Origin of the sequence: Streptomyces oryzae (assembly GCF_017676365.1) — a bacterium.
Taxonomy (GTDB): Bacteria; Actinomycetota; Actinomycetes; order Streptomycetales; family Streptomycetaceae; genus Streptomyces; species Streptomyces oryzae.
Genome location: NZ_JADKMA010000045.1, coordinates 18900 through 41084 on the forward strand (window position 1 = coordinate 18900; position 22185 = coordinate 41084).

General features: G+C 72.1%; 19 protein-coding genes. 14 read left to right on the forward strand and 5 right to left on the reverse strand.

Annotated elements, in window-relative coordinates:
- Window positions 1–46: 46 nt before the first annotated feature.
- Both ITI46_RS11480 and ITI46_RS11485 read right to left on the reverse strand, forming a co-directional pair.
- Window positions 47–1270, reverse strand: a complete 1224-nt coding sequence (locus tag ITI46_RS11480; RefSeq protein WP_307808136.1) for a GNAT family N-acetyltransferase — start codon at window positions 1268–1270, stop codon at window positions 47–49.
- Between the two features lie 26 nt (window positions 1271–1296).
- Window positions 1297–2343, reverse strand: coding sequence for a TauD/TfdA family dioxygenase (locus ITI46_RS11485; protein WP_209239378.1), 1047 nt, complete (start codon window positions 2341–2343; stop codon window positions 1297–1299).
- Between the two features lie 252 nt (window positions 2344–2595).
- Here ITI46_RS11485 and ITI46_RS11490 point away from each other — a divergent pair, with 252 nt between their 5' ends.
- The 4 genes from ITI46_RS11490 (at window position 2596) to ITI46_RS11505 (ending at window position 7556) form a co-directional block, all read left to right on the forward strand.
- The gene (locus ITI46_RS11490; RefSeq protein WP_307808137.1) at window positions 2596–4182 is read left to right on the forward strand and encodes a GntP family permease; all 1587 of its coding nucleotides are present in this window, start codon (window positions 2596–2598) and stop codon (window positions 4180–4182) included.
- Window positions 4179–5624: a four-carbon acid sugar kinase family protein gene (locus ITI46_RS11495; protein WP_307808138.1), complete on the forward strand. Its 1446-nt coding sequence runs from the start codon at window positions 4179–4181 to the stop codon at window positions 5622–5624. Before ITI46_RS11490 ends, ITI46_RS11495 begins: the two co-directional genes overlap by 4 nt.
- Before the next feature lie 104 nt (window positions 5625–5728).
- Window positions 5729–6766 carry a 4-hydroxythreonine-4-phosphate dehydrogenase PdxA gene (gene pdxA / locus ITI46_RS11500; RefSeq protein ID WP_209239379.1) on the forward strand — a complete coding sequence of 346 codons (1038 nt, stop codon included), beginning with the start codon at window positions 5729–5731 and terminating at the stop codon, window positions 6764–6766.
- A complete protein-coding gene (locus ITI46_RS11505; protein WP_209239380.1) occupies window positions 6759–7556 on the forward strand; it encodes a DeoR/GlpR family DNA-binding transcription regulator in 798 nt (265 codons plus the stop codon). Before pdxA ends, ITI46_RS11505 begins: the two co-directional genes overlap by 8 nt.
- Window positions 7557–7783: 227 nt before the next feature.
- On the opposite strand, the gene ITI46_RS11510 is transcribed toward ITI46_RS11505, so the two are convergent.
- Window positions 7784–8482, reverse strand: a complete 699-nt coding sequence (locus ITI46_RS11510) for a nitroreductase (RefSeq protein WP_209239381.1) — start codon at window positions 8480–8482, stop codon at window positions 7784–7786.
- Between the two features lie 105 nt (window positions 8483–8587).
- Between ITI46_RS11510 and ITI46_RS11515 the strand changes: the two genes are divergently transcribed.
- On the forward strand, window positions 8588–9181 hold the full coding sequence (locus ITI46_RS11515) for a TetR/AcrR family transcriptional regulator (RefSeq protein WP_209239382.1): 594 nt from the start codon (window positions 8588–8590) through the stop codon (window positions 9179–9181).
- Between the two features lie 30 nt (window positions 9182–9211).
- On the opposite strand, the gene ITI46_RS11520 is transcribed toward ITI46_RS11515, so the two are convergent.
- A complete protein-coding gene (locus ITI46_RS11520; RefSeq protein WP_209239383.1) occupies window positions 9212–9871 on the reverse strand; it encodes a hypothetical protein in 660 nt (219 codons plus the stop codon).
- A 116-nt stretch (window positions 9872–9987) separates the two neighbouring features.
- Window positions 9988–10881 carry a DeoR/GlpR family DNA-binding transcription regulator gene (locus ITI46_RS11525; RefSeq protein WP_209239384.1) on the reverse strand — a complete coding sequence of 298 codons (894 nt, stop codon included), beginning with the start codon at window positions 10879–10881 and terminating at the stop codon, window positions 9988–9990.
- 140 nt (window positions 10882–11021) lie between these two features.
- Between ITI46_RS11525 and ITI46_RS11530 the strand changes: the two genes are divergently transcribed.
- The 9 genes from ITI46_RS11530 (at window position 11022) to ITI46_RS11570 (ending at window position 22158) form a co-directional block, all read left to right on the forward strand.
- On the forward strand, window positions 11022–11954 hold the full coding sequence (locus tag ITI46_RS11530; RefSeq protein WP_209239385.1) for a carbohydrate kinase family protein: 933 nt from the start codon (window positions 11022–11024) through the stop codon (window positions 11952–11954).
- A gap of 32 nt (window positions 11955–11986) precedes the next feature.
- Window positions 11987–12889, forward strand: a complete 903-nt coding sequence (locus ITI46_RS11535; protein WP_209239386.1) for a hypothetical protein — start codon at window positions 11987–11989, stop codon at window positions 12887–12889.
- On the forward strand, window positions 12889–14304 hold the full coding sequence (locus tag ITI46_RS11540) for a hypothetical protein (protein WP_209239387.1): 1416 nt from the start codon (window positions 12889–12891) through the stop codon (window positions 14302–14304). The genes ITI46_RS11535 and ITI46_RS11540 overlap by 1 nt, the downstream gene beginning before the upstream one ends.
- A 29-nt stretch (window positions 14305–14333) precedes the next feature.
- A complete protein-coding gene (locus ITI46_RS11545) occupies window positions 14334–15656 on the forward strand; it encodes an ABC transporter substrate-binding protein (RefSeq protein ID WP_209239388.1) in 1323 nt (440 codons plus the stop codon).
- 6 nt (window positions 15657–15662) lie between these two features.
- The gene (locus tag ITI46_RS11550; protein ID WP_247745815.1) at window positions 15663–16637 is read left to right on the forward strand and encodes a carbohydrate ABC transporter permease; all 975 of its coding nucleotides are present in this window, start codon (window positions 15663–15665) and stop codon (window positions 16635–16637) included.
- A gap of 16 nt (window positions 16638–16653) precedes the next feature.
- Complete coding sequence (locus ITI46_RS11555; RefSeq protein ID WP_209239389.1) at window positions 16654–17466, forward strand: carbohydrate ABC transporter permease; 813 nt, start codon at window positions 16654–16656, stop codon at window positions 17464–17466.
- A 7-nt stretch (window positions 17467–17473) separates the two neighbouring features.
- Window positions 17474–19780, forward strand: coding sequence for a glycoside hydrolase family 31 protein (locus ITI46_RS11560; protein WP_209239390.1), 2307 nt, complete (start codon window positions 17474–17476; stop codon window positions 19778–19780).
- 189 nt (window positions 19781–19969) lie between these two features.
- Window positions 19970–21427 (forward strand): NAD-dependent succinate-semialdehyde dehydrogenase, encoded by a 1458-nt coding sequence (locus ITI46_RS11565; protein ID WP_209239391.1) that lies wholly within the window; start codon window positions 19970–19972, stop codon window positions 21425–21427.
- Window positions 21428–21429: 2 nt separating this feature from the next.
- Complete coding sequence (locus tag ITI46_RS11570) at window positions 21430–22158, forward strand: TSUP family transporter (RefSeq protein WP_209239392.1); 729 nt, start codon at window positions 21430–21432, stop codon at window positions 22156–22158.
- Window positions 22159–22185 lie beyond the last annotated feature (27 nt).

Consider the following 22185-nt stretch of genomic DNA (forward strand, 5'->3'; position numbering starts at 1 on the left):
ACAGGCGGGGCCCGCGGGCGCGGCCGCGGGGACGAAGGGTGGGTCCTCAGCAGAGCGGGAAGGCCCAGCCGCCCGGGTACCAGGGCTCGCGTTCGCCGCGGAAGGCCGACGAGGCGAGGCCGAGCGCGCCGGGCCGGAGTTCCTGCACGAGTCCCGCGGCGCCGAGAGCGGCCAGCGAGGTGCCGCCGAGGAAGGCGGCGCCGAGTTCGGCTGCCGTCAGCCGCAGGTCGGCCGGGGCGGTCGTCGGTTCGCAGACCGCGGTCCCGTCCTGGGCCAGCAGCCGGTGGCGTCCGGTGTTCCACGGGCAGAAGTCGTCCCGCACGTCCAGCACGAGGTCGAGCGGGCGGGCGTAACCGCGGCCCGCCAGGGCCCGGCCGATGTCGACCGGCCGCACCCACAGCCGGTCGACCGGCGCGGACCGGACCGCCCGCGGGTCGGTCAGCAGATGCGGCAGCGGCTCGTCCACGGCGCCCTCGTAGTCGATCCAGGTCACCAGGTCGATCCCGGCGAGGAACCGCCACAGTGCCGCGTACGCCGGGCGGGAGAGCGCCGCCAGCTCCACCACTTCCACCACCCCGGTGCCGTCTCCGGACCCGTCCGGCGCCGAGCTGTGCCGGTAGAGCGCGTAGCCGCCGGCCCGGCCGTCGCTCTCCTGGTGGACGGCGCAGCGCAGCGAGGTCGCCGCACCGCGGCGGTGCGGATGGTCGGCGAGGCGCACCGCCCAGTGAGCCGCCTGCCGGTCCGGCCAGCCGACCGCTGAGGCGCGGGCCCGGTCGTAGACCTGCTCCAGCAGCGGGCGCGCCTGCGCCGGCTGCCGCAGCCGGACGGCGCCGGCGCCGAAGTCCGTCCCACTGCGGAAACGCATGGCACGCCGGTCGCAGCGCATCCGGTTTCCGAGCGTCGCGGGGCCGTAGCCGTAGCGCCCGTAGATCCCTGCCTCGGAGGGGCGCAGCACGGCGACCGGTTCGAGCCGCTTCTCGTACAGGCCGGTCAGCTGCGCTCGCATCATCGAGGTGAGGAGGCCGCGGCGCCGGTGCGTCGGAGCCACGCCCACCGAGGCGATGCCCGCCACCGGCAGGATCCCTCCGGGCACGGTCAGCGCCCGGCTGTAGACGGAAGCCCCGGCGACCGGCACGCCCTCGTCGAAGGCGGCCAGGGTCCGGCTGAGGTCGGTGGCCGCCCGCTGGTCGGCCAGCTCGTCCTCGGAACGGTCCATGCCGTAGGTGTCGGCGATCATCCGCGCCCAGGACGGGAACTCCTGGGCGGTCACAGGACGGAGCGGAAGCGGCGGCGTGGTCATCGGATCGGCGCGCAGACGCGTGAGTCCCGCTTCCGCAGCGCTCGGGAGGGCCGCAGGTCGGCCGCGGCGAAGCAGCGCCTGAGCCATCGGTCCTGTCCGTCGTAGCCGGGTGTGAACCCCGTACGGCCGTGCACGGCGGTGCGGTTGTCGATCAGAATCAGGTCTCCCGGCTGGAGGAGAACTCCGCACAGCACTTTCTCGACCGCGCCCCGCAATTCGTCCAGAGCCACAGTGCCTCGCTCGTCCACCGCCTCGGTCCCGAAGAAGTTCACACACAGATCGGGGTCGTCCGCCGGGCCGCTGAGCACGGGCCGGGGCGAGGTGTGGCGGGGAGCGGCGGCGTCGCCGAAGGAACTGCTGAACCGGGTGCGGTATACCGGCTCACGGAGCGTCGCCGCACAGAGAGGGGACAGCAGCGGCAGAGCCGCCCTGATCGAACCGGTCACGGTGATGGCGTTGCGGTCGGGGCCCGAGCGCAGACAGTACAGGCTCAAATAGTCGGGCCTGTAAGGGTGGAAGCTGTCCTCGGTGTGCAGGTCGAGCAGAACACTGCCGGAGTTCTCCTGGCGCTCTTCGGCGCCGGGCAACGGACAGATGTCCTGGACGAGCCGCCCCTCCTTCTCGTCCGCGTAGGAAATCGCGTCCCCCAGCACGCTCATCACGGCCAACTGCGTCAGTGTGCTCAGCGGGAGCGCCGACCAGTGGTCCGGGAACCTTCCGTCACCCGGGGTCGGGGGCAGCGGGGTTTCCACCGGAAGGTTACGCAGCAACAGCGTTCCGGCCTCGTTTCCCGTCACCCGGAATCGGATCAGCTGTTCCAGCAGGAAGGCGGGCAGGAAGCGGCTCGCAACAGCGGCGGCGGCCAACAGCTGCGGATCGTCGAGTCGGCTTCCGGCGTGCGAGTCGGCGATCCGGTATGCCGCCCGCTCGAATTCCGCCAGGTCCTCATCGCCTGCGTCGAGAACGGCCTCACCGCCCAGAACACCGAACCGCCAGGCGTCCGCTATGCCGTCGGGCGCAGCAGTGTCCGAGGACTGGTCCATCACTTCGATTCCCTTCGGGTCACTTATGGAGCTGAATCATAAGCGCCCGCGGATCAGGGGCAGTTGAGGCGCCAGTCGAGGGTGCGGGTGCGGTGCCGGCGGCGACGAGTTGACCAGTCCGCGCAATTTTCTGGGTCCAACTGCTTGTTTCGAGCAGGTTGCGGCGTGCATGATGCGGCAGTCGTTCATCGCGAGGCCGTCAGCTGTTGCACGGCAGCCGTTCTCGCACAGCAGTCGTCGGAGGGGATCGGCGTGGATCTTCAACTCTTGGCGGCGCTCGTCCTCGGGATCGCCACGATCGTCGTCATCGTGCTGCGGACCAGGCTCGACGCCTTCTTCGCCCTGCTCGTCGCGGCGCTGGTGACAGGATTCGTCGCCGGAGCCCCCGCATCGAAGGTGATCGAGTCGATCACCACGGGCTTCGGCAACACCCTGGGCTCCATCGGCATCGTCATCGGCCTCGGCGTCGGGCTCGGCAAGATCCTGGAGGTCTCGGGAGCCGCCGACGCGCTCGCCAGGGCCTTCGTACGGCTCCTCGGCGCCGGCCGTGAGCCGTGGGCGATGGGCGGGACCGGCGCACTGGTGTCCATCCCGGTCTTCTGCGACTCCGGGTACGTCATCATGAACCCGCTCGCCCGGTCCATCGCCCGCCGCAAGCGCGCCGGATATGTCACGCTCGCCCTCGCCCTCGGCTGTGGCATGACACTCACCCACCACCTGGTCCCGCCGACGCCGGGTCCGCTGGGCGTCGCGGGCATCCTGGGAGCCGACCTCGGCGGGCTGGTGCTGGCCGGACTCGTCTTCGCGGTTGTGCTGCTGCCCGTCGTCGTGGCGTACGCACGCTGGATCGGCCCCCGGCTGGAGGGCTCGCTGCTGCCGGAGGTGCGCAAGGCGGTCTACGGGCCCGCCGTCGCGGCCGGTCCGGGCGCGGCGCTCGCGGATCCGCCGGGGGAGGAGCCGGTGGCCAAGGGCGGCGAGACGGTGGCCGGGGACAGCGGAGCGGCGGCCGAGGGCAGCGATGCGGCGTCCCAGGGCGGCGGCGCGGAGGCCCAGCGCGGCGGCGCGGAGGCCCCGGGCGGCGCGGAGGACGAGGCCGCCGACCCCGCCGCCGGGCTCGGTACCCCGCCGTCCGGTGCCAAGCCGCACCGTGTGGGCGCGCTGCGGGCGCTGCTCCCGCTGCTGGTCCCTCTCCTGCTCATCATCGCCAACACCGTGGCCACCGCCATCGACCAGAACGCCCAGGGCGCCCTGGACGGCAAGGGATACGACCCCTCGCCGATACCCGCAGCCCTCGCCTTCGTGGGCAACCCCGTCGTGGCCCTGCTGGTCGGTCTCGTCCTGGCCGTGTACGGCCTGCTGCCCCGCTGGACCACCCGCAGCCAGGTCGGCGGCTGGCTGGCACAGGCGGCCGCGTCCGCCGGGCTCATCATCCTGATCACCGGCGCCGGCGGCGCGCTCGGCGAGGTGCTGCGCGCCACCGGGGTCGGCGACGAGATGGCGAAGACCATCGCCTCCTGGAGCCTGCCCGGAGTGCTCGTACCGTTCCTGATCGCCAGCCTGGTGCGCGTCGCGCAGGGCTCCGGCACCGTCGCGATGATCACCGCAGCCTCCGTGACCGCGCCCCTGGTCACCGGACTCGGCATCTCGCCGCTGCTGGCAGCGCTCGGCTGCTGCGCCGGTTCGATGGTCTTCAGCTACTTCAACGACTCCTACTTCTGGGTCGTCACCCGCTTCACCGGCCTCGACGGCACGGCCGCGCTGCGCGGCTGGTCAGGCATCACCACCGCCGTCTGGCTCGGCTCGCTGCCGCTGCTCCTGCTCGCCGGCGCGGTGCTGTGAACGTCCCCGAAGGCGCGCCCGGAGGCGCCCCGGCCCGCGCTCGCGACGGCGCCTCCGACGCCACCCGTGGCGCCGCCCGCGGCGAAGGGCCTGCGGTGCTGATCGTCGCCGACGACCTCACCGGCGCCAACGCCACCGCCGCCGGCTTCGCCCGTACGGGCATGCGCGCGGTGACCGTGGGCGCGCACCAGGACCCGGCGACGGCTGCCCGCTTCGGAGCCCGCTTCGACGCGGTCGTGGTCAGCACCGACAGCAGGCACTGCCCGCCCGAGGAGGCCGCCGAGCGCGTCCGTACGGTCATCGGGCACGCGGGCGGCGCGGCGCTGGTCTCCCACCGCGTCGACTCCACCCTGCGCGGCAATCTGGGGGCTTCGACGCATGCCGCGCTGCGGGCCGTGGCCGAGCTGACCGGCCGCCGCACCGTCGCGCTGTGCGCGCCCGCCCACCCCGAGGCGGGCCGGCACACCGTGCAGGGCACCCAACTCCTGGACGGCGCACGGCTGGAGGACACCGAGGTGGCCCGGGACCCCCGCTCCCCGCTGCCCACCTCACAGGTGGGGGACCTCCTGCACCGGCAGGCCCCGGGTCTGCGCATCGGGCACCTGCCGCTCTCGGCGGTCACCGGCCCGCAGCCGGAGCTCGGCGCGCTGATCGAAAAGCGGCTTGCGGACGGAGTTGACGTCCTGGTGGCCGACGCGCTGACCACCGCACACCTCGGCCGGGTCGCCGAGGCGGCCGTGCGCGCCGCCCCGGTGGTGGCCGGGGAGACGGTATGGGTGGGCGTCGACCCGGGGCCCTCCTCCGTCGCGCTGGCCACGGCGATGGGCCTGACCGGCAGCACCTCCGGCGCCCCGGTCCTCGCCGTCTCCGGGTCCACCACCCGTCTCACCCGCACTCAGCTGTCCCGGCTGCGGGCCGAGCACCCGGTTGTCGTCGTGCGCCCGAAGCTGCTGGGAGGGTCGAGCGTGCCCGATGTCACCGCCACCGCCGAGGCCCTGGGACAGGCCCTCGCCGCGGCCGGCCGGCGGGAGGTGGTGCTGCTCGCGACCGTGCTGGAGGAGACGGACATCGCGGCGGACTTCCGCCCCGAGGACGCCGAGCGGCTGCCCGCAGCGCTGGCCCGGTCCGTGCGCCAGGCACTCGAACGGCACGATGTGCCAGGCATCGAGGGGCTGTTCGCCACCGGCGGCGACGTCTCGGCCGCGCTCTTCGCCGAGTTGGGCGCGCACGGCCTGGACGTCGAGGAGGAGCTGGTGCCGCTCGCGGTGGCCGGTACGTTTGTCGGCGGGCGGTGGGCCGGGCTGCCGGTCGTGACGAAGGGAGGGCTGGTCGGCGATGCCGGTACGACGTCGGGCTGCGTCACGTATCTGCGCCGGGCGGCCGCCGCGACCCGCCGCCAGGTGCCGGCCGCCGACGTGACGGACCCGCGGCCACCGCCGTGAGCGGGGAACGCACACCGGAACGCCGCCTGCCGGAAGACCACACACCGCAACACCGCCCACTGCAACACACCGCACACCGCACACCAGTCACCTGGAGGAACACAGTGGCCCGTCCCGTCCTCGCCGTCACCCTCGGCGACCCCGTCGGCATCGGACCCGAGATCACCGCTCGCACCCTCGCAGCCGTCGCCGGCGAGCCGGACCACCACGGCGTGGCCGTGGGCGACGCGGAGGCGCTGCGCCGCGGCGTACGCGCCGCCGGAGTGGAGGCCGAGGTCCGCGAGGTCGCCGACTTCTCGGCCGAACCTGCCGGGCCCGGCGTCATCGACGTACTCGACACCGGAGTGCTCGGCGCCGACCTGCCCGACTGGGGCACCGTCGACGGCCGGGCGGGCCGCGCCGCCGTCACGGCGATCGAGACCGCGACCCGTGCGGCCATGGCGGGCGAGGTCGCCGGCATCGTCACAGGACCGATCAACAAGGAAGCGATCTGGGAGGCGGGCTCGAAGCACCTCGGGCACACCGAGATGCTGGGCGAACTGACCAGCGTCACACGCCAGGACACCATGTTCGTCGTCCGCAACACCGCGGTCGCCGGGCACCACCTGCGGATCTTCTTCACCACCCGGCACGTCGCACTGCGCAAGGCCCTCGACCAGCTGACCGCGGAGCGGGTGCGCAACTCCATCGACGAGGCGCTGACCGCGCTGCGGGTCTTCGGCACCGAACGGCCCCGGCTGGCCGTCGCCGCCGTCAACCCGCACGGCGGTGAGAACGGCGCGTTCGGCGACGAGGAGATCGAGCACATCGCGCCCGCCTGCGAGGCGGCCCGCGCCGACGGGCTGGACGTGTCAGGCCCAGTGCCCGCCGACTCCGTCTTCCACCAGGGCCTGACCGGCCGCTACGACGGAGTGCTCTCACACTTCCACGACCAGGGCCATATCCCGGCCAAGACCTACGACTTCGACGGCACCATCTCCGTCACCGTGGGGCTGCCGATCCTGCGTACGTCCGTCGACCACGGCACCGCCTTCGACATCGCCGGCAGCGGCCGGGCCGACCACGCCACCATGCTGTCCGCCTACCGGGCAGCCGTCGACTACAGCCCGTACGCCCCGACCATCCGTGCCACCTATGGCTGAGCCGTCCGCCGCGCGCCGCGGCACCCGCGCCCGGCACAAGGCGCTGCTGGCCCTGCTGCGCGAGGGCACCACGCATGTGGACGAACTCGCCGCCGCGCTGGACGTCTCGGCCTCGACCGTCCGCCGCGATCTGCGCCGGCTCACCGTGGACCAGCAGGTGGCCAGGACCTACGGCGGTGCGGTGGTGCCGGAGGCGTTCCACGAGCGCCCGGTCGCCGAGAGCGCCCGGCTGCGGCTGCGCGCGAAGGCCGCGATAGCGGAGGCGGCCCGGCCGCTGGTGCCCACGACCGGCGCGGTCTTCGTCGACGCGGGAACGACCTGCGCCGCGCTGGCCCGCCGGCTGGCCGAGGAGTGGTCGGAGCCGAACGATCACCAGGCCCTCGTGGTCACCCGCGGCCTGGAGACGGCGCAGGTGCTCGCGGACGCGCCCGGCGTGGAGGTGGTGATGCTGGGCGGCAGCGTCCGGCCGCTCAGCCACGGCCTCGTCGGACCACTGGCCGACCTCGCGCTGGAACGGCTGTCGTTCGAGGTGGCCTTCCTCGGCGCCGACGCGGTCGACCCGCACCGCGGGGTGGGGGAGCCGACCCTGGCGGAGACGGCCGTCAAGGAGCGGGTCGCGGCGCGGGCCCACCGCGTCGTGGTCCTGGCGGACGCGACCAAGCTCGAAGTGCACGACGCGCCTGCCTGGGCCCGGCTGCCGGGTGACTGGACGCTCGTCACGGACGCGGACGCGCCCGAGGAACTGGCCGGACGATGCGAGGCGGCCGGGGTGACCCTGGTGCGGGGGTGACGGGAAGGCGGGTGAGGTCGGGCCGGCGTACGAACGCGCCACGCTCGGCGGTAAGAGCGCGATGCCGTACCCGGACGAGGTGAGCGCGAACTCCTCCTCTACCGAGGCGGCGTTGAACGGCCGCCGCAGGTTCGGGCGCCCGGTGCGCTACCGGCGGCAGCCGCTCCACGACTTCCTCTCGTGCTCGAGCTCGGCCTCGGCCCGAACCGGCCCGCATGGCCATGCGCTCACCCGTGGAAGGTTGTGGTCGTCTCGAGCGGGGCCCGCTCGGTCACGAGCCGGTTCACCGGCGCGGTCTCATCGGCGTAGCCGAAGGAGACGCCCACGAGCAGTCTCCCCTCGCAGACGCCGAGTTCTTCCCGCACGGTGTCCGCGTAGAAACTCAGCAGCCCCTGCGGGCAACTGTCGACGCCGTACCCGGCCATGGCCAGCAGCAGTGTCTGCATGTAGGCGCCGGTATCCGCGGCCAGCCGCGCCCCGCCGTCGCCGGTGACGAAGAGGAACGCGGCATGTGGCGCGCCGTAGAAGCGCAGGCTCTCCGCGTCGTAGGCCGCACGTGCTGCGTGGTCGTCACGGCCGATGCCCAGTGTCCCGTACAACGCGGCGCCGAAAGCGGCCCGGCGCGTCTGGTGCGCTCGCGCGTACATCTCCTCGGAGTACGGAAAGTCCGCGGTGGTCTGCTGGCGGGCGTGGGCGGCCTGCAGGGCATCGGCCAGGCGGTCACGCTTCGCGCCGCTCACCACCTCCACCCGCCACGGCTGCGCGTTGGAGTTGGACGGCGCGGCGCCCGCCAGCGAGAAGATCGCGCGCATCGTGTCCCCGGGCACGGCGTCCGTACGGAACGCCCGGGTGGCGTGGCGGCCGCGTATCAGCTTCTCCGCACTGCTGCTCAGCTCGGTGGTGACCGGCCTGCTCGTGGAACACATGGAACACTCCTCCGCGGCGATTCAGGTAAACGGAATCGTTTACTTGCGGGACCGACCTTAACAGTCCACCTGTGGTGGAGTAAACGCTCACGTATACTTTGCTCCGTGAGTACGACGACTACGGCGTCCCAACGGCAGGGACGCGGCGGCCGGGAGCGCATCCTGGCCGCAGCCGCCCGGCTGTTCGCCGCCCAGGGGATCAACGCGACAGGCATGGAGCAGGTCGCGGAGCGGGCACCGGTGTCCAAACGCACGCTCTATGCGCACTTTCGGACCAAGAACGACCTGGTCATCGCCCACTTGCAGGGCCTGGCCTCATCGGGCGCCACCCTGGAGAGCGTGCTGAGCCGCGACGACATCCCCCCGCGGGAACGGATCCTCGCACTGTTCGACGAACCCGCCACTGACACGGCCCCGGTGCGCGGCTGCCCGTTCATCGACGCCGCTGCGGAGTTCCCCGACCCGCAGAGCGCGGTCCACTCCTATGCGCGCGAACAGAAGCTGCTGATGGCCCGGTCGGTCACCGCGCTGTTGACCGAGCTGGGCTGCCGCGAGCCGGCCGCTCTCGCCGAGCAACTGGTCACCCTCGCCGACGGAGCGGCCAGCCGTGCGATGGTGCTGGACGAAGCGGACTACGGGCGGCACGCGCGGGCGGCAGCGGAAGTCCTCCTCGAACGCGCGCTGCCCGGCCCGGCATAGCGCGCTGAAGCAGAGGGGGAGGGGCCGGGCTCAGTACGCCGACTTGCTCGCATGCAGCGGCGCGAGGAGGAGGGCGAGACACAACAGCCCCGGCGGGAGACACAGGGCCCACACCCACCATGAACCCTCCTCGGCGAGGACCCGGATGCCCGGAAAGTAGGCGCACAGGCCCAGCCCGGCCCAGGCGGCGGACCGCACCGTCAGCGCCCGTCCCTCCCAGGGGCCCTCGTGCCACAGCAGGCACGCCAGGGCCAGCCCGAGGCCCGTCCAGGCCAGCAGCAGGCTCAGCACCAGCGCCGAGCCGCCGTTCGGTCCCACCTCACAGGTCCTGCCGCGCACAGTGACGCGCATCAGCTTCCCGTGCCAGATCACCATGTCGGCACGGGACCCGCGCCGCGCGTCGTCGTGGCAGGGAGGGAAGGACCCCTCCAGGTGGTAGGTCTGCTCGGCGCCGGAGGCCCACCGCAGACGCAGGGTCGGCCCGGTCTCCAACTGTGCCTTCGCGACGACGCGGCCCTGCGTGCGCCGCAGACAGCCGTGGGGTGACCTCTGTCCATCCAGTTCCTCGCACCAGGGCGCACGCGGATAGTGCACCCGCTCCTGGTACGGCCCGTCCGCCATGCTCAGTCCGGCCCAGACCAGCAGCGCCCCGACCACAGTGCCGAACACCCGCCCCAGCAGTCCCGCCATGCCCAACACCCCGCCGACCGGGCCGGGTACGGCCCGGCACCCACGCTGACCGAGCAAGCCTGGCACAGCCGACGGGAGAGGCGTCAGACACTTCAGGCCCGGTGCCGGGCGCTCGGTCAGTCAGCCGTCGTCACATGCACGCCGTGGCGTTCGAGCTCCCGGGCCACGCGCGCGGGAGGGCGTTCGTCGGTGACGAGCGATGTCAGCCGGTCGAGCCCGCACAGCCGCACGGGGGCCGTGCTGGAGAACTTCGCCGCATCGACGAGAAGGACGACCTCGTCGGCAGGTTCCATGAGGGCGAGCTTGGTGGCTCGTTCCACGTCGGCCTCGACGTAGACGCCGCGCTCGTCGACCGCTGCGGCACCGAGGAAGAACAGCCGCATACGCAGGCGCTGGGCCTGCTCGACGGTGGTCGCTCCGACGAAGGCCTGGCTCGGAGGGTAGAGCTCCCCGCCGAGTCCCACCACGCGTGCGCCGGGCAGGTGGAGCAGCTGCTGGATGACCGGCACGGAGTGGGTGACGACGGTGCCGGTGAAGGCGGGCGGGAAGTGGGCGACGACACCGAAGGTGGTGGTTCCCGCGTCGACCGCCACGACATCGTCCTCGTGTACGAGCTCCGCCGCTCGCGCCGCTATGCGCTTCTTCGCCTCGGCGCTGGAGTGTGCGCGGGAGATGAACTCCGAGGTACGCAAGGTGGCGTGCGGGAGGCTGATGCCGCCACGGACGACCCGGACGTCTCCGTCGGCCGAAAGCCGCCGCAGGTCACGGCGGATCGTCATATCCGAGACGCCGAGATCGGCCACCAGGTCGGCGACCGAGACGAACCCGCTGGCCTGGACGCGCTCGAGGATGTGGGCTCGCCGGCCGGCGGCACGGGTGTACCGCATCGCCGCGTTCTCCTGACCGGACGCGGCGTCGGATGCCGGGCCCGCTCCGGTCCCGGGCGCCGGCTCGTGCGCCGCGGCGTCGGCAGCGGTCTCCGGCCGGACGGTGCGCTGTCCCTCATCCATCGCGACTTTGCTCCCCTTCTCATCGCTGTCCGCCTCGTGGCTCGCACGGTGCGGTGAAGTCAGTCTACGCAGAAGTGTTGACTTTCAAACAACCTGGTGTTGATTATCGACCAACCTGATCCCAGGGAGGTGCAGAGAGCATGCCCCCAGAACGGGTGGTCTTCGTCGGTGCAGTAACGCTCGACACGATCGCGCTGGTCGACCACATGCCAGGACCGGACGAACGACACATCGCCGAGGACCTCGTCCGGGCAGGCGGTGGACCCGCGGCGACAGCAGCTGTCGCGGCAGCCCGGCTCGGCCTCGCCGACGTCCACTTCGTCGGCGCCGTGGGCGACGACGAGGACGGAGACCGGGCGGTCGCGAGCCTGGCCGAAGAAGGGGTCGGCGTCAGCGGTGTGGTGCGGGTCCCCTCCCGGCCGACCGGCGCCAGCGTGGTCCTCGTCGACCGCTCCCGGGGCACCCGCGCGATCTGCACCCGGCGGGTTCCCGAACCTGTGCTGCCCGCGAGGTCGCCGGCCGTGGAACTCGTCCGGACGGCCTCGTGGGTGCACGTGGACCACCTCGGCTGGCCCGCGGTCAGCGGTTTCCCGGCCGGCCCTGGCAGCGAAGGGACCGACCACCGTCCCCGGCTCTCCGTGGATGCGGGCAACCCGATACCGGGCTATCACCCGCGCGGTGTCGCCCTGGACGTGCCGACCGATGCCTCGCTCACGGCCCGGTACGGAACCGCGGACCTCGAAACCGCTCTGGCCCGTGCCGTCGGCGACGGTGCGGACTGCGTCGTCGCCACCCGCGGAGCCCGGGGTTCGGTCGCCCTGACCGCCGACGGGCGGCGTGCGAGCGCGCCGGGTCTGCCTGTCGACCTCGTATCGACCCTCGGAGCCGGAGACGTCTTCCACGGTGCGCTGCTCACCGCCGTCGTCCGCGGAGAGCCGCTCGTCCGGTGCCTGGAGTACGCCAACGCGGTCGCGGCGCTGTCCTGCCGCGGTCTCGACGGGCGTTCGCACATCCCGACCCACCGGGAAACCACCGCCTTCCTCTCCGCCGCCGTTTCCGCCGCCCGCCCCTGAGCGGCGCCCGTCCTTCACCAGGAGTGCAAACCGTGCCCCATCCCGTACGCCCGTCCTCCGGTACCGGCAGCCGTGACCTCTCCGCGCTCAGGCGCCCCTCCGGCGCGTTCGCCATGCTCGCCGTCGACCAACGCGAGGCCCTGCGGGCGATGATGGCAGACCAGCGCGGACGGGCTGTCCAGGACGCCGAGGTCACCGCCTTCAAGCTCGACGCGATACGCACGCTCACGCCGTACGCGTCCGCCGTCCTCCTCGACAAGCAGTTCGTTCTCGACCAGGCACTGGAGCAGGGCGCCGTGTACCCCGGCTGCGGACTCATCGCCGCCGGCGACCGCTTCGTACCCGGAGCCGACGAGCTTGTCACCGACGCGGTCATCGACGCCGACGTGGACCTGGAGCACTACGCCGCGGCAGGCGCCGTCGCGGCGAAGCTGCTCGTCGTGTGGCGGCCCGACGAAGATCCGCAGCGGCGGGTCGACATGGTGCGCACGTTCGTCTCCCGCGCCCGCGGCGCGCGGCTCATCAGCATCATCGAGCCGGTCTCCCGCGCTCCCCGTGACGCGCGCCCATGGGACTGGGACGCCGGCGTACTCGCCGCGGCGCGTGAACTCGGGGACCTCGGCGCCGACCTCTACAAGGCGGAGGTGCCCCGGCACGGCGAGGGAGACGAGGCCGGGATCCGGCGCGGCTGCGCGGAGATCACCGAGGCTGTCGCCTCACCGTGGGTCGTGCTGTCCTCCGGGGTCGCGGACGAGGTGTTTCCGCGTGCCGTGGAACTGGCCATGCGGGAGGGGGCCTCGGGCTTCCTGGCCGGCCGGGCCGTCTGGCGCGCCTGCCTGGCCGCCGACGACGTGCGGGCCTCGCTCGGCCGGGACGCCGTGGCGCGGCTGCGGCGGCTGTGCGAGGTCGTCGACCGGATCGCGGGGGAGTGGTGATGGGAACGCCTCGCGCGGTCGTGGTCTGTACCGCCCGGCCCACCTTCGACCTGGACGCGGCCAGCGAGCGGGCGCGAGCGGCGCGCACACTCCTCGAAGAGCTGGGGGCCGAGGTGTCGGGACCTGACGGTCTCGTGCTGACCCCCGACGACACGGAGGCGGCCGCGGAGTTCGTGGACCCTCGTGCCGATCTGGTCGTCCATGTCTGTGCGTCGTTCTCCGACGCGTCAGCGGCCCTGCGCCTCTACGCCGGCCTTGACCGGCCGGTTCTGCTGTGGTCCTTCCGCGAGCCGGGTCCGGTCGGCGACCGGCTCTGGCTCAACTCCCTCTGCGGGGCCAACCTGTTCGGGCATGCGCTGGTCCGCGAGGGCGGCTCCGTGCGGCTGCTCCACGGCGACCCCGAGGAGGCCGCGGTCCGGGAGACCCTGCGAGCGGCACTGGGCGGCGAACTGCCGACGGCCCCGCCGCTGCCGGATCCCGTTCGGCCGCCCGCCCCCGAGCCGCGGGTGCGCCAGGCGCTGGAGGCCTTGCGGGGCAAGCGGATCGGAGTGGTCGGGGACGCGCCCTCCGGCTTCACTCCGAGCGAGTACGACGCGGATCTGCTGCGGGACGTCTTCGGCATCGAGGTCGAACGCATCGAGGTCGAGGACGCCTTCACCCGCACCCTGGGCGTACCGCCGGAAGCCGTCGAGAAGGAGCTCGCCGCGGCCACCAGGGCACGGCCCTCGCTGCTCGGTCTGGACCCGGACCAGGCCGCGACCTTCGCGGCGGTGACGAGCGCGCTGCGGGACTGGAGCGCGGCCCAGGTGCTGGCCGGCGTCGCCGTGCGGTGCTGGCCGGAGTTCCCGACCCAGCTGGGCGCCTGCCCGTGCTCGGCGCTCTCCCGCCTGGCCGACGAAGGCGTACCCACGGCGTGCGAGCGCGACGTCCACGGCACGGTGACCATGCTGCTGCTGGAGGCGCTCGGCAGCGGAACGACGTACCTCGTCGACACCGTCGACCTGGACGCGGAGCGCAACCTCGTACGGCTGTGGCACTGCGGTTCCGCGGCGACGGCGCTGGCCGCCGACCCGGCGGCGGCGACCCAGTCGGTCCACTGCAACCGCAAGATCGGCGTCGCCGGCGACTTCCCACTGCGCACCGGGCCGGTCGTGATGGCCCGGATCACCGAGGACCCCGACCCGTCCAACGCGACGCGGCTGCGCCTGCTGATCGCTTCCGGCACCTCACTGCCGGAGCCCAACCGCTTCCAGGGAAACACCGCGGCCGTCCGGCTCGACGCCGACGCCGAGGGCTTCGTCCACGGCCTGGTCACCGGCGGCTTCCCGCACCACACCGTCCTCGCCTGGACCGATGTACGGCCCGGCCTGCGGGCCGCGGCCGGAGCCTGCGGCATCCCCGTCGTCGAGTGGTGACCGACGGGCCACGACCACTAGGAGGAACGATGAGCAACGACGCTGTCGGTACACCCCTGAACCGCCGCCGTGTGGTGCAGCTGCTGGGCTCCACGGGTGCCGGACTGTTCGCGGCGGCCTGTGCCGGGCCGGGAGCCGGCTCGGGCGGAGGCGGAGCCTCGTCCGCTGCGCCCTCGCCGGCCGCATCCGGTGCCAAGGTGGACGGGGGAATCTCCTTCGCCCACTGGCGTGCCGAGGACAAGGAGGTCTTCAAGAAGATCGCCGACTCGTTCGGCAAGGCCCACCCCTCAGCCGACGTGCGGCAGGACATCTCCCCGTCCAACGACTACCAGTCCTCCGCGCTGCAACGCATCCGCGGCGGCTCGGTGGGGGACGTCTTCACCGCCTTCCGCGGCGCCCAGTTCGTGGACATGGCCAAGGCCGGTCTGTTCACCGACCTGTCCGACCAGGGGTGGCGCTCGCGCTTCGACCCGAAGTACATCGCGGACGGCAGATCCGGGGGAAAGCAGCTCGGCTTCCCCTACCAGGTCGTCTTCAACATGCCGATCGTCAACAAGGAGGTCGTGGACAAGGCGTCCCACGGAAAGGCCCCGGAGGACTGGGACTCCTTCCTGTCCTTGTGCGACCGGCTCAAGTCCCAGGGACTGGTGCCCATCGCGTGGCCCGGCGGCGAACCGGGCAACGCCGGCCAGCTGTTCAACTCCATGGTGATGAACAACGCCCCGTCCGACGACATGTGCACCAAGATCGAAGCGGGTACGTACCGGTGCACGGACGACTGGTTCCTCAAGACCCTCAAGCAGTACGCCCAGCTGCGCCCCTACTTCCAGCGCAAGGCGACGGGCACCGCGGTCGAGCCGTGCCAGCAGATCTTCGCCAGTGGCAAGGCGGCCATGCTCGCGACCGGCTCCTACGACATCGCGGCGGTACGCAAGCTGGGCGCGCGCTTCGACATCGACCTGCTCTCGCCGATCACCACGGCCGCGGACAAGGCGCGCTACGCGGGGACGTACAACGCCACGTTCATCCTCGGGGTCAACTCCCGCTCCGAGCACCAGCAGGCCGCGGTGACCTTCGTGGAGTTCCTCTCGACTCCGCGGGTCGCCGGCCGGTACGCGAACGGCACCAAGCAGCACGTGTCCGTCAAGGGCGTGGAGTACACCGACCCGGACCTGCGGGCCATCGCTCCCTGGCTCGAGAAGAAGACACTGCCCGCGCCCCGCTTCCAGTTCAACGATCTCGACATCCGCGCCGCCGTCGAGGGGGCGTGCACGGCGGTCGTGGGCGGCACGTCGCCCGAACAGGCAGCGGAGAAGGCCCAGCACGTGGTCGATCAGAAGCGCAGCAAGTAGGGCCCCATGACCACACACATGCTGAGCAAGAGGATCAGCGCCGACACTCCGCGGGCCACACACAGCCCGGCTCGGCACCCCCGGCCCGGAGTGCGGCCGCGCCGGGGCGCCACCCGCACGCACCCCGCGCTGTGGCTCTTCCCGTTGCCGGCCGTCGCGCTCTACATCGTCTTCTTCGCACTGCCGACGGCACAGGCATTCCAGTACGCCGTCACCGACTGGGACGGGCTCAGCGCCGCTTTCAACAGCGTCGGCCTCGGCAACTTCGGCACGATGGCCACCAACGACGATCTCTTCCACAACGCCACCACGAACAGCCTGAAGTTCCTCCTCGTGGTCGTCGTGCTGCAGACCGGCCTGTCCCTGCTGCTCGCCCTGCTGCTGCAACGCAACTCCAGGGCCACCTCCGCCCTGCGGGCGCTGTACTTCCTCCCGGCCATCCTCTCCTCGGTGTCGGTCGCCTTCGTATGGAAGTTCATGTACGACCCGAACTTCGGGCTGATCAACCAGGCCCTGGACACGGTCGGACTCCACGGGCTGCAGAGCGCCTTCCTCGGCAACGAGAGCGCGGCGATCTACTGGGTGGCCCTCACCCAGGTGTGGGCCCACACCGGACAGCTGATGGTGATCTACATCGCGGGTCTGCAGCAGATACCGAGGGAGCTGTACGAGTCCGCCGACCTCGACGGAGCCGGCCGCTGGCAGCGCTTCCGCTTCGTCACCTGGCCGATGATCGCGCCCACCACGGCCATCGTCATCGCCTACACGACCATCCAGTCGTTCAAGGCGTTCGACCTGATCCTCGGCCTGGGCGGCAACCCGCCCAAAGGCTCGCTGGACATCCTCTCCACCCGGATCTACGCGACCTTCACCAACTCCCAGTTCGGCTACGCAGCAGCGGAATCGATCGTGTTCATGCTCATCATCGCCCTCGTCAGCGTGCTCCAGCGGCGTGCCGTGAAGCTGACCCAGCGCGTCTGAGGAAGGAGGAGACGTCGTGACCAGCCTCAGCAGACGCGTCATCCTCGGCATCTACGCCCTTCTCGTGGCAGTGCCCCTGATCGTCGTCGTCACCGGCACGTTCAAGACGACCAAGCAGCTGTTCAGTTCGCCGTTCGGCCTGCCCTCGGACCTCGCCCCCGGCAACTTCCGCACCGTGCTGACCGACGCCAGCATGGGACACTCCTTCGCCAACAGCGTCATCGTCACCGGAAGCGCGGTCCTCCTCACCCTGCTCATCGGCAGCCTCGCCTCCTACGGGCTGGCCCGTATCCCGGGCAGGCTCGGCTGGCTGATCTACGGCTTCCTGGTACTCGGAATGGCTGTCCCGGCCCAGGCCAACATGATTCCGCAGTACGTTCTGTTCCAGCGGCTCGGCCTGCTCGACAGCCTCACAGGGCTGATCCTCATCGAGATCGTCGCCACCATGCCGGTCGCGATCTTCATCATGACCGGGTTCATGCGCACACTGCCCCGCGAGCTGTACGAGGCGGGCTCCGTCGACGGGGCGAACCCGTGGCGCACCTACCTCTCCATCGTCCTCCCCGTCTCGTTGCCCTCGCTCGCGGCCACCGCCATCTTCCTCTTCGTCATCCAGTGGAACGACCTGCTCTACCCCCTTCTGTTCATCCACGACCCGTCGAAGAGGACCCTCCCGCTGGCCCTGCTCAACTTCCAGGGCGAGTACCTGACGAACTACCCGCTGCTGTTCACCGGAGTCGTCATCGCCTCCGCACCGATCGTCATCGCCTACGTCTTCCTCCAGCGCTACTTCGTAGCCGGCATGACCGCCGGCTCGGTGAAGGGATAGCACCATCATGGGCGAGCAGTTCATCGTCCGACGCGTAGCCGCAGTACGCCGGACCCCCGACGGCGCCGAACTCGACCTCGTCGCACTGCCCGCGGTCACCGTCGGGGTCATGCCCGGCTGGATCACCGGCGAGCCGCCCCTGGAGCAGGGGATCGAAACCACCTTGCCGAACCTCCCCGACCTCGCGTTCCCTCCGCTGGACGAGCAGCACCTGGTGCTGCGCATCCAGGCGGTCGCCGCGGGCACCGTCCGGATCGTGCTGGGCCCCGACGGGCACCGGACCCTCGACGACGACGGCACCGGGCTCGGCATCGTCGTCGACCCGCGCCCCGAGCCGGTCGCGGTGACCCTCGAAGAGAACCCGGACGAGGTGCTCGTCGGCACCGGGCAGGTCCGGGTCCGGATCCGCCGACGCCCGTTCGGGCTCGTGGTCGAGAACGCCGAAACGGGCGGGACCGTACTGCGCACAGCCGAGCGGCTGCGGCAGGCGGCGGGCCTGGCCATGGCACCTGCCCTACTCCGCGACGAACACGGCACCTCCCTCCATCTCGAACTCGCGGCGGAGGAGGACATCACCGGTTTCGGCGAACAGTTCTCCCGGCTGGTGAAAAACGGCCAGCGGCTCGTCCTGCGCAGCGAGGACGCGCTGGGCACCGGCACCGGACTGGCCTACAAACCGGTGCCCGTCTGGCACTCGACCGCCGGATACGCGGGGTTCCTCAACACCGGTGCCGTCACGACAGCCGACGTCGGTCACACACGCCCCTCCGTCCTCGGACTGACCCTCGCCGACGACGCTCTCGACCTGTACGTCGTCGTCGCGCCGACGCTCGCCGGCCGGCTCACGGGATACACCGCACTGACCGGCCGCCCTCCCGTCCCCCCGCTGTGGGCCTTCGGCTACTGGATGGGCCGCTGCCGCTACCACTCGCGGGAGGAGATGGTCGAGGTCGCGGACCGGATGCGGGCACACCAGGTGCCGTGCGATGTGCTGCACCTCGACCCCGACTGGCTCGTGGTCGACCGGCTCAACTGCGACTTCATATGGAACACCGAACGCTTCGGCGACCGCCGGGAGTTCGTCGCGGCACTGGCCGAGCGCGGCATCCGCCTGTCGGTATGGGAGCTGCCCTACCTCGACCCGGCCTCACCGCGGTTCGCCGAGGCCGAGTCGCGGGGCTACCTCGTCCGGCACACCGACGGCAGCCTGGCGACGATCCGTAAGACGCCCACGCCCGACGGGCGGCCCCGCGCCCTGCTCGACTTCAGCAACCCCGAGGCGCGGCAGTGGTGGCAGTCGCTGCACGAGGAATTCCTCGCCGACGGCGTCGCGGTCTTCAAGACCGACTTCGGCGAGGCCCTGCCCGACGGCGTGGCACAACAGGACGGCACACCGCCCCAGCACGCCCACAACCTCTACCCCCTGCGCTACAACGGTGCCGTCAGCGAAGCCATCGCCCACTGCACCGGCCGGGCCCCGCTCGTGTGGGGACGCAGCGGCTGGGCCGGCTCACAGCGCTATCCCGGACAGTGGGGCGGCGACGCCGAATCGACCGTCGCCGGCATGCAGGCCACGGTGCGAGGCGGTCTCTCCTACGCCGTCTCGGCACCGGGCCTGTGGAGCCATGACATCGGCGGCTTCTTCGGCCCCGAGCTCACCCCGGCGCTCTACGTCCGGTGGACGCAACTCGGCGCGCTCTCCCCGCTGATGCGCGCACACGGACTACGGCCCCGGGAGCCGTGGACCTTCGGCGAGCGCGCCCTGCGCATCGCCCGGGACTGGGTGCGGCTGCGCTACTCCCTGCTGCCGTACCTCTGGCAGGTCGCACACGAGGCCGCAGCCCAGGGCCTGCCCATGATGCGCCCGCCGGCGATGGCCGACGAGGACCCGTCCGCCGCAGGTGTCGACGGGCAGTTCCTGCTCGGACGCGACGTGATGGTGGTGCCGGTCTTCGACGACGGCGAAGCGCCGGTGCGCCGCCGCTTCCGGGTGCCCGCCGGACGCTGGCGCGACCTGGTCACCGGCGAGCTGCACGAGGGACCCGGGTGGGCGGAGCAGCTGGTGGCGCTGGAGCACATGCCGGTACTCGTCCGGGACGGCGCGGTGCTGCCACGAGTCGACGTCGACGCGAGCGTGCGGTGCTCCGACGACCTGCTGACCCGGCCATGGCGGCTGGAGGCGTTCGGCGACGCACCCGCGACGGTCGAGCTCCTGGACTTCGACGGAGTACGCAGGCGTATCGACCTGGAGTCGCCGACGGCGCAGGGCAGCGCGGGTGACGGATTCGTGAGCGGCGTCGTACGCCATGACTGACCGGCCTGCGGGTGAGCCGACTGCCCAGGCTTCGCGGCGCAGTTCCCCGCGCCCCGCCAGCGGCACGGGGAACTGCACGAGCAACCACGCACAACCCGCAGCCCGCGGACGGCCGACCGGGGCACCCCCTTCCCGTTTCCGCAACAAGACCGCGGCGCGAGCCGGCAGAAGGAGCCAGGAGCAGTGAACGTGACGGACACACACGTGCGACGGAAGACGGAACCGGCCACCGCGGCCATGCTCATCGACGGCGAGTGGCGCGCGGACGGCACACCGTACGAGGTCACCGATCCGGCCGACGGCAGCCTCGTCGGCGAGGTGCGCTTCGGAACGGCCGACGACGCGCGGGCGGCAGCAGACGCCGCCGCCCGCGCCTTCGCGCCATGGAGCGAGACCCCCGCACGGCAGCGCGCCGATATCCTCCTCGCCGCGGCGGCCCTGATCAGCGAACGCGCAGCCGACCTCGCGCTGCTGCTCGCCCGCGAGGCGGGCAAGCGGCTGCCCGAAGCACGCGCCGAGATCGCCTTCTCGGCCGAGTACGTCCGCTGGTTCGCCGAGCAGGCACGCCGCCCCACCGGTGCGGTCGTCCCGCACGAGGCGCCCGGCAAGCGCCACCTCACCCTGCGCCGGGCCGCAGGGGTCGTCGCAGCCCTGACCCCGTGGAACTTCCCCTGCTCGATCCAGGCCCGCAAGCTCGCCCCGGCGCTCGCCGCCGGGTGCACGGTGGTGGCCCGGGTGTCGGAGAAGGCGCCGCTGGCGGTGACCGAGCTGATCCGGTGCTTCACCGATGCCGGTCTCCCGCGGGGCGTCCTCAACCTGGTGCACGGGCCGGCTGCCGAGCTCAGCTCCGCCCTCCTGGAGCATCCCGCGGTGCGGATCGTGTCCTTCACCGGCTCCACCGAGGTCGGCCGGCTGATCATGCGGCAGGCGTCGCGCCGCGTGGTGCGGCCCCTCCTCGAACTCGGCGGCGACGGAGCCTTCGTCGTGCTCGACGACGCGGACATCGAGGCCGCCGTCGAGGGCGCTCTGATCGCGAAGTTCCGCAACACCGGCCAGTCCTGCATCGCCGCCAACCGGTTCATCGTCCAGGACGGCGTGTACGACGAGTTCGTCGGCAGGCTCGTCGAGCGGACCGACGCGCTCACCCTCGGCGACGGACTGGCCGATCCGGTGCCCGACATCGGGCCGGTCATCGACGCCGGGCGCGTGCAGGCCGTGAACAGCATGGTCGACGAAGCCCTCGCGGCAGGCGCGAAGCGGCTCACCCGCGAGCGCGCCCTCCCCACGGCCGGCCACTGGGTCCAGCCCGCCCTGCTGACGGACGTACCCGAAACGGCGGCGCTCGGCTGCCAGGAGGTGTTCGGGCCGGCTGCGGCCGTCTTCCGGGTCACCGACGCCGAAGAAGCACTGCGGCGCGCGAACGCGACCGATCTGGGGCTGGCCGGCTATGTCTGGTCACGCGATCTCGGCCGGGCCTGGCGATTCGCCGAGCGGCTCGAAACCGGGATCACCGGCGTCAACGACGCACTGCCGTCCGCGGCGTTCGCCCCGCTGGGAGGGGTCAAGCAGTCCGGACTCGGCCGCGAGGGCGCCGAGCTCGGCCTGGAGGAGTACACCGACGTGCATTACCTCGCTGTCGGCCTGTGAGCATGTCAGGGCCCGGGCTGCTCCTCCTCGCCACGGCGGTACTGGGCGGCGCGGCGGCACAGCGGGTGACCGGCCTCGGCTTCGCGCTGGTCGCCTCGCCGTTCCTGGTCCTGCTTCTCGGCCCGTTCCACGGTGTGCTTCTCGCCAACGCGCTGAGCCTGCTGACCAATCTCCTCGTCCTCTGCTTCACCTGGCGGGACGTGGCCGTCCGCAAGGTGGTCCTGCTGTCCCTGCCGGCCCTGGTCATGGTCGTCCCGGGCGCCTGGATCGCGCACCACCTCAACACGGCTGTCCTGATGGTGCTCGTCGGCACGGTCATCGTCGTCGCCCTGCTGACCGTCAGTTTCGTGCCGAGAGCGCGGGTACTGCGTGGCGGGCGCGGCGCCGTCGTCGCGGGCGGGATGTCGGGCTTCATGAATGCGTCGGCAGGCGTGGGAGGGCCTGCCATCACGCTCTACGCGGTATCGACCGACTGGGAGCACCGGGAGTTCGTGGGCTCGATGCAGCTCTACTTCGCCGTTCTCAACGCCGCGTCCCTCGCCGCGAAGGGCGGGGTGCCCGACCTCGCTTTGCCGGCCGCCCTGACCGCGTTGGCCGCGCTGGCGGCCGGCTCCGCCGCCGGTCACTGGCTGACCCGGCGCATCCCGGTTCGGTGGGCCCGTGCCGCGACGACCTCCCTCGCCGTGCTCGGCGCCACGGCAACCACCGCCAAGGGCCTGGCGGCGCTGTGACAGCGGGAGGGGAGGGGGAGGAGGGGG

Coding starts and splice junctions, on each gene's coding strand:
- ITI46_RS11485 (WP_209239378.1), bottom strand. CDS start 2,343: ATGGACCAGTCCTCGGACACTGCTGCGCCCGACGGCATAGCGGACGCC.
- ITI46_RS11505 (WP_209239380.1), top strand. CDS start 6,759: ATGGCTGAGCCGTCCGCCGCGCGCCGCGGCACCCGCGCCCGGCACAAG.
- ITI46_RS11510 (WP_209239381.1), bottom strand. CDS start 8,482: ATGTGTTCCACGAGCAGGCCGGTCACCACCGAGCTGAGCAGCAGTGCG.
- ITI46_RS11520 (WP_209239383.1), bottom strand. CDS start 9,871: ATGGCGGGACTGCTGGGGCGGGTGTTCGGCACTGTGGTCGGGGCGCTG.
- ITI46_RS11525 (WP_209239384.1), bottom strand. CDS start 10,881: ATGGATGAGGGACAGCGCACCGTCCGGCCGGAGACCGCTGCCGACGCC.
- ITI46_RS11530 (WP_209239385.1), top strand. CDS start 11,022: ATGCCCCCAGAACGGGTGGTCTTCGTCGGTGCAGTAACGCTCGACACG.
- ITI46_RS11540 (WP_209239387.1), top strand. CDS start 12,889: ATGGGAACGCCTCGCGCGGTCGTGGTCTGTACCGCCCGGCCCACCTTC.
- ITI46_RS11545 (WP_209239388.1), top strand. CDS start 14,334: ATGAGCAACGACGCTGTCGGTACACCCCTGAACCGCCGCCGTGTGGTG.
- ITI46_RS11550 (WP_247745815.1), top strand. CDS start 15,663: ATGACCACACACATGCTGAGCAAGAGGATCAGCGCCGACACTCCGCGG.
- ITI46_RS11560 (WP_209239390.1), top strand. CDS start 17,474: ATGGGCGAGCAGTTCATCGTCCGACGCGTAGCCGCAGTACGCCGGACC.
- ITI46_RS11570 (WP_209239392.1), top strand. CDS start 21,430: ATGTCAGGGCCCGGGCTGCTCCTCCTCGCCACGGCGGTACTGGGCGGC.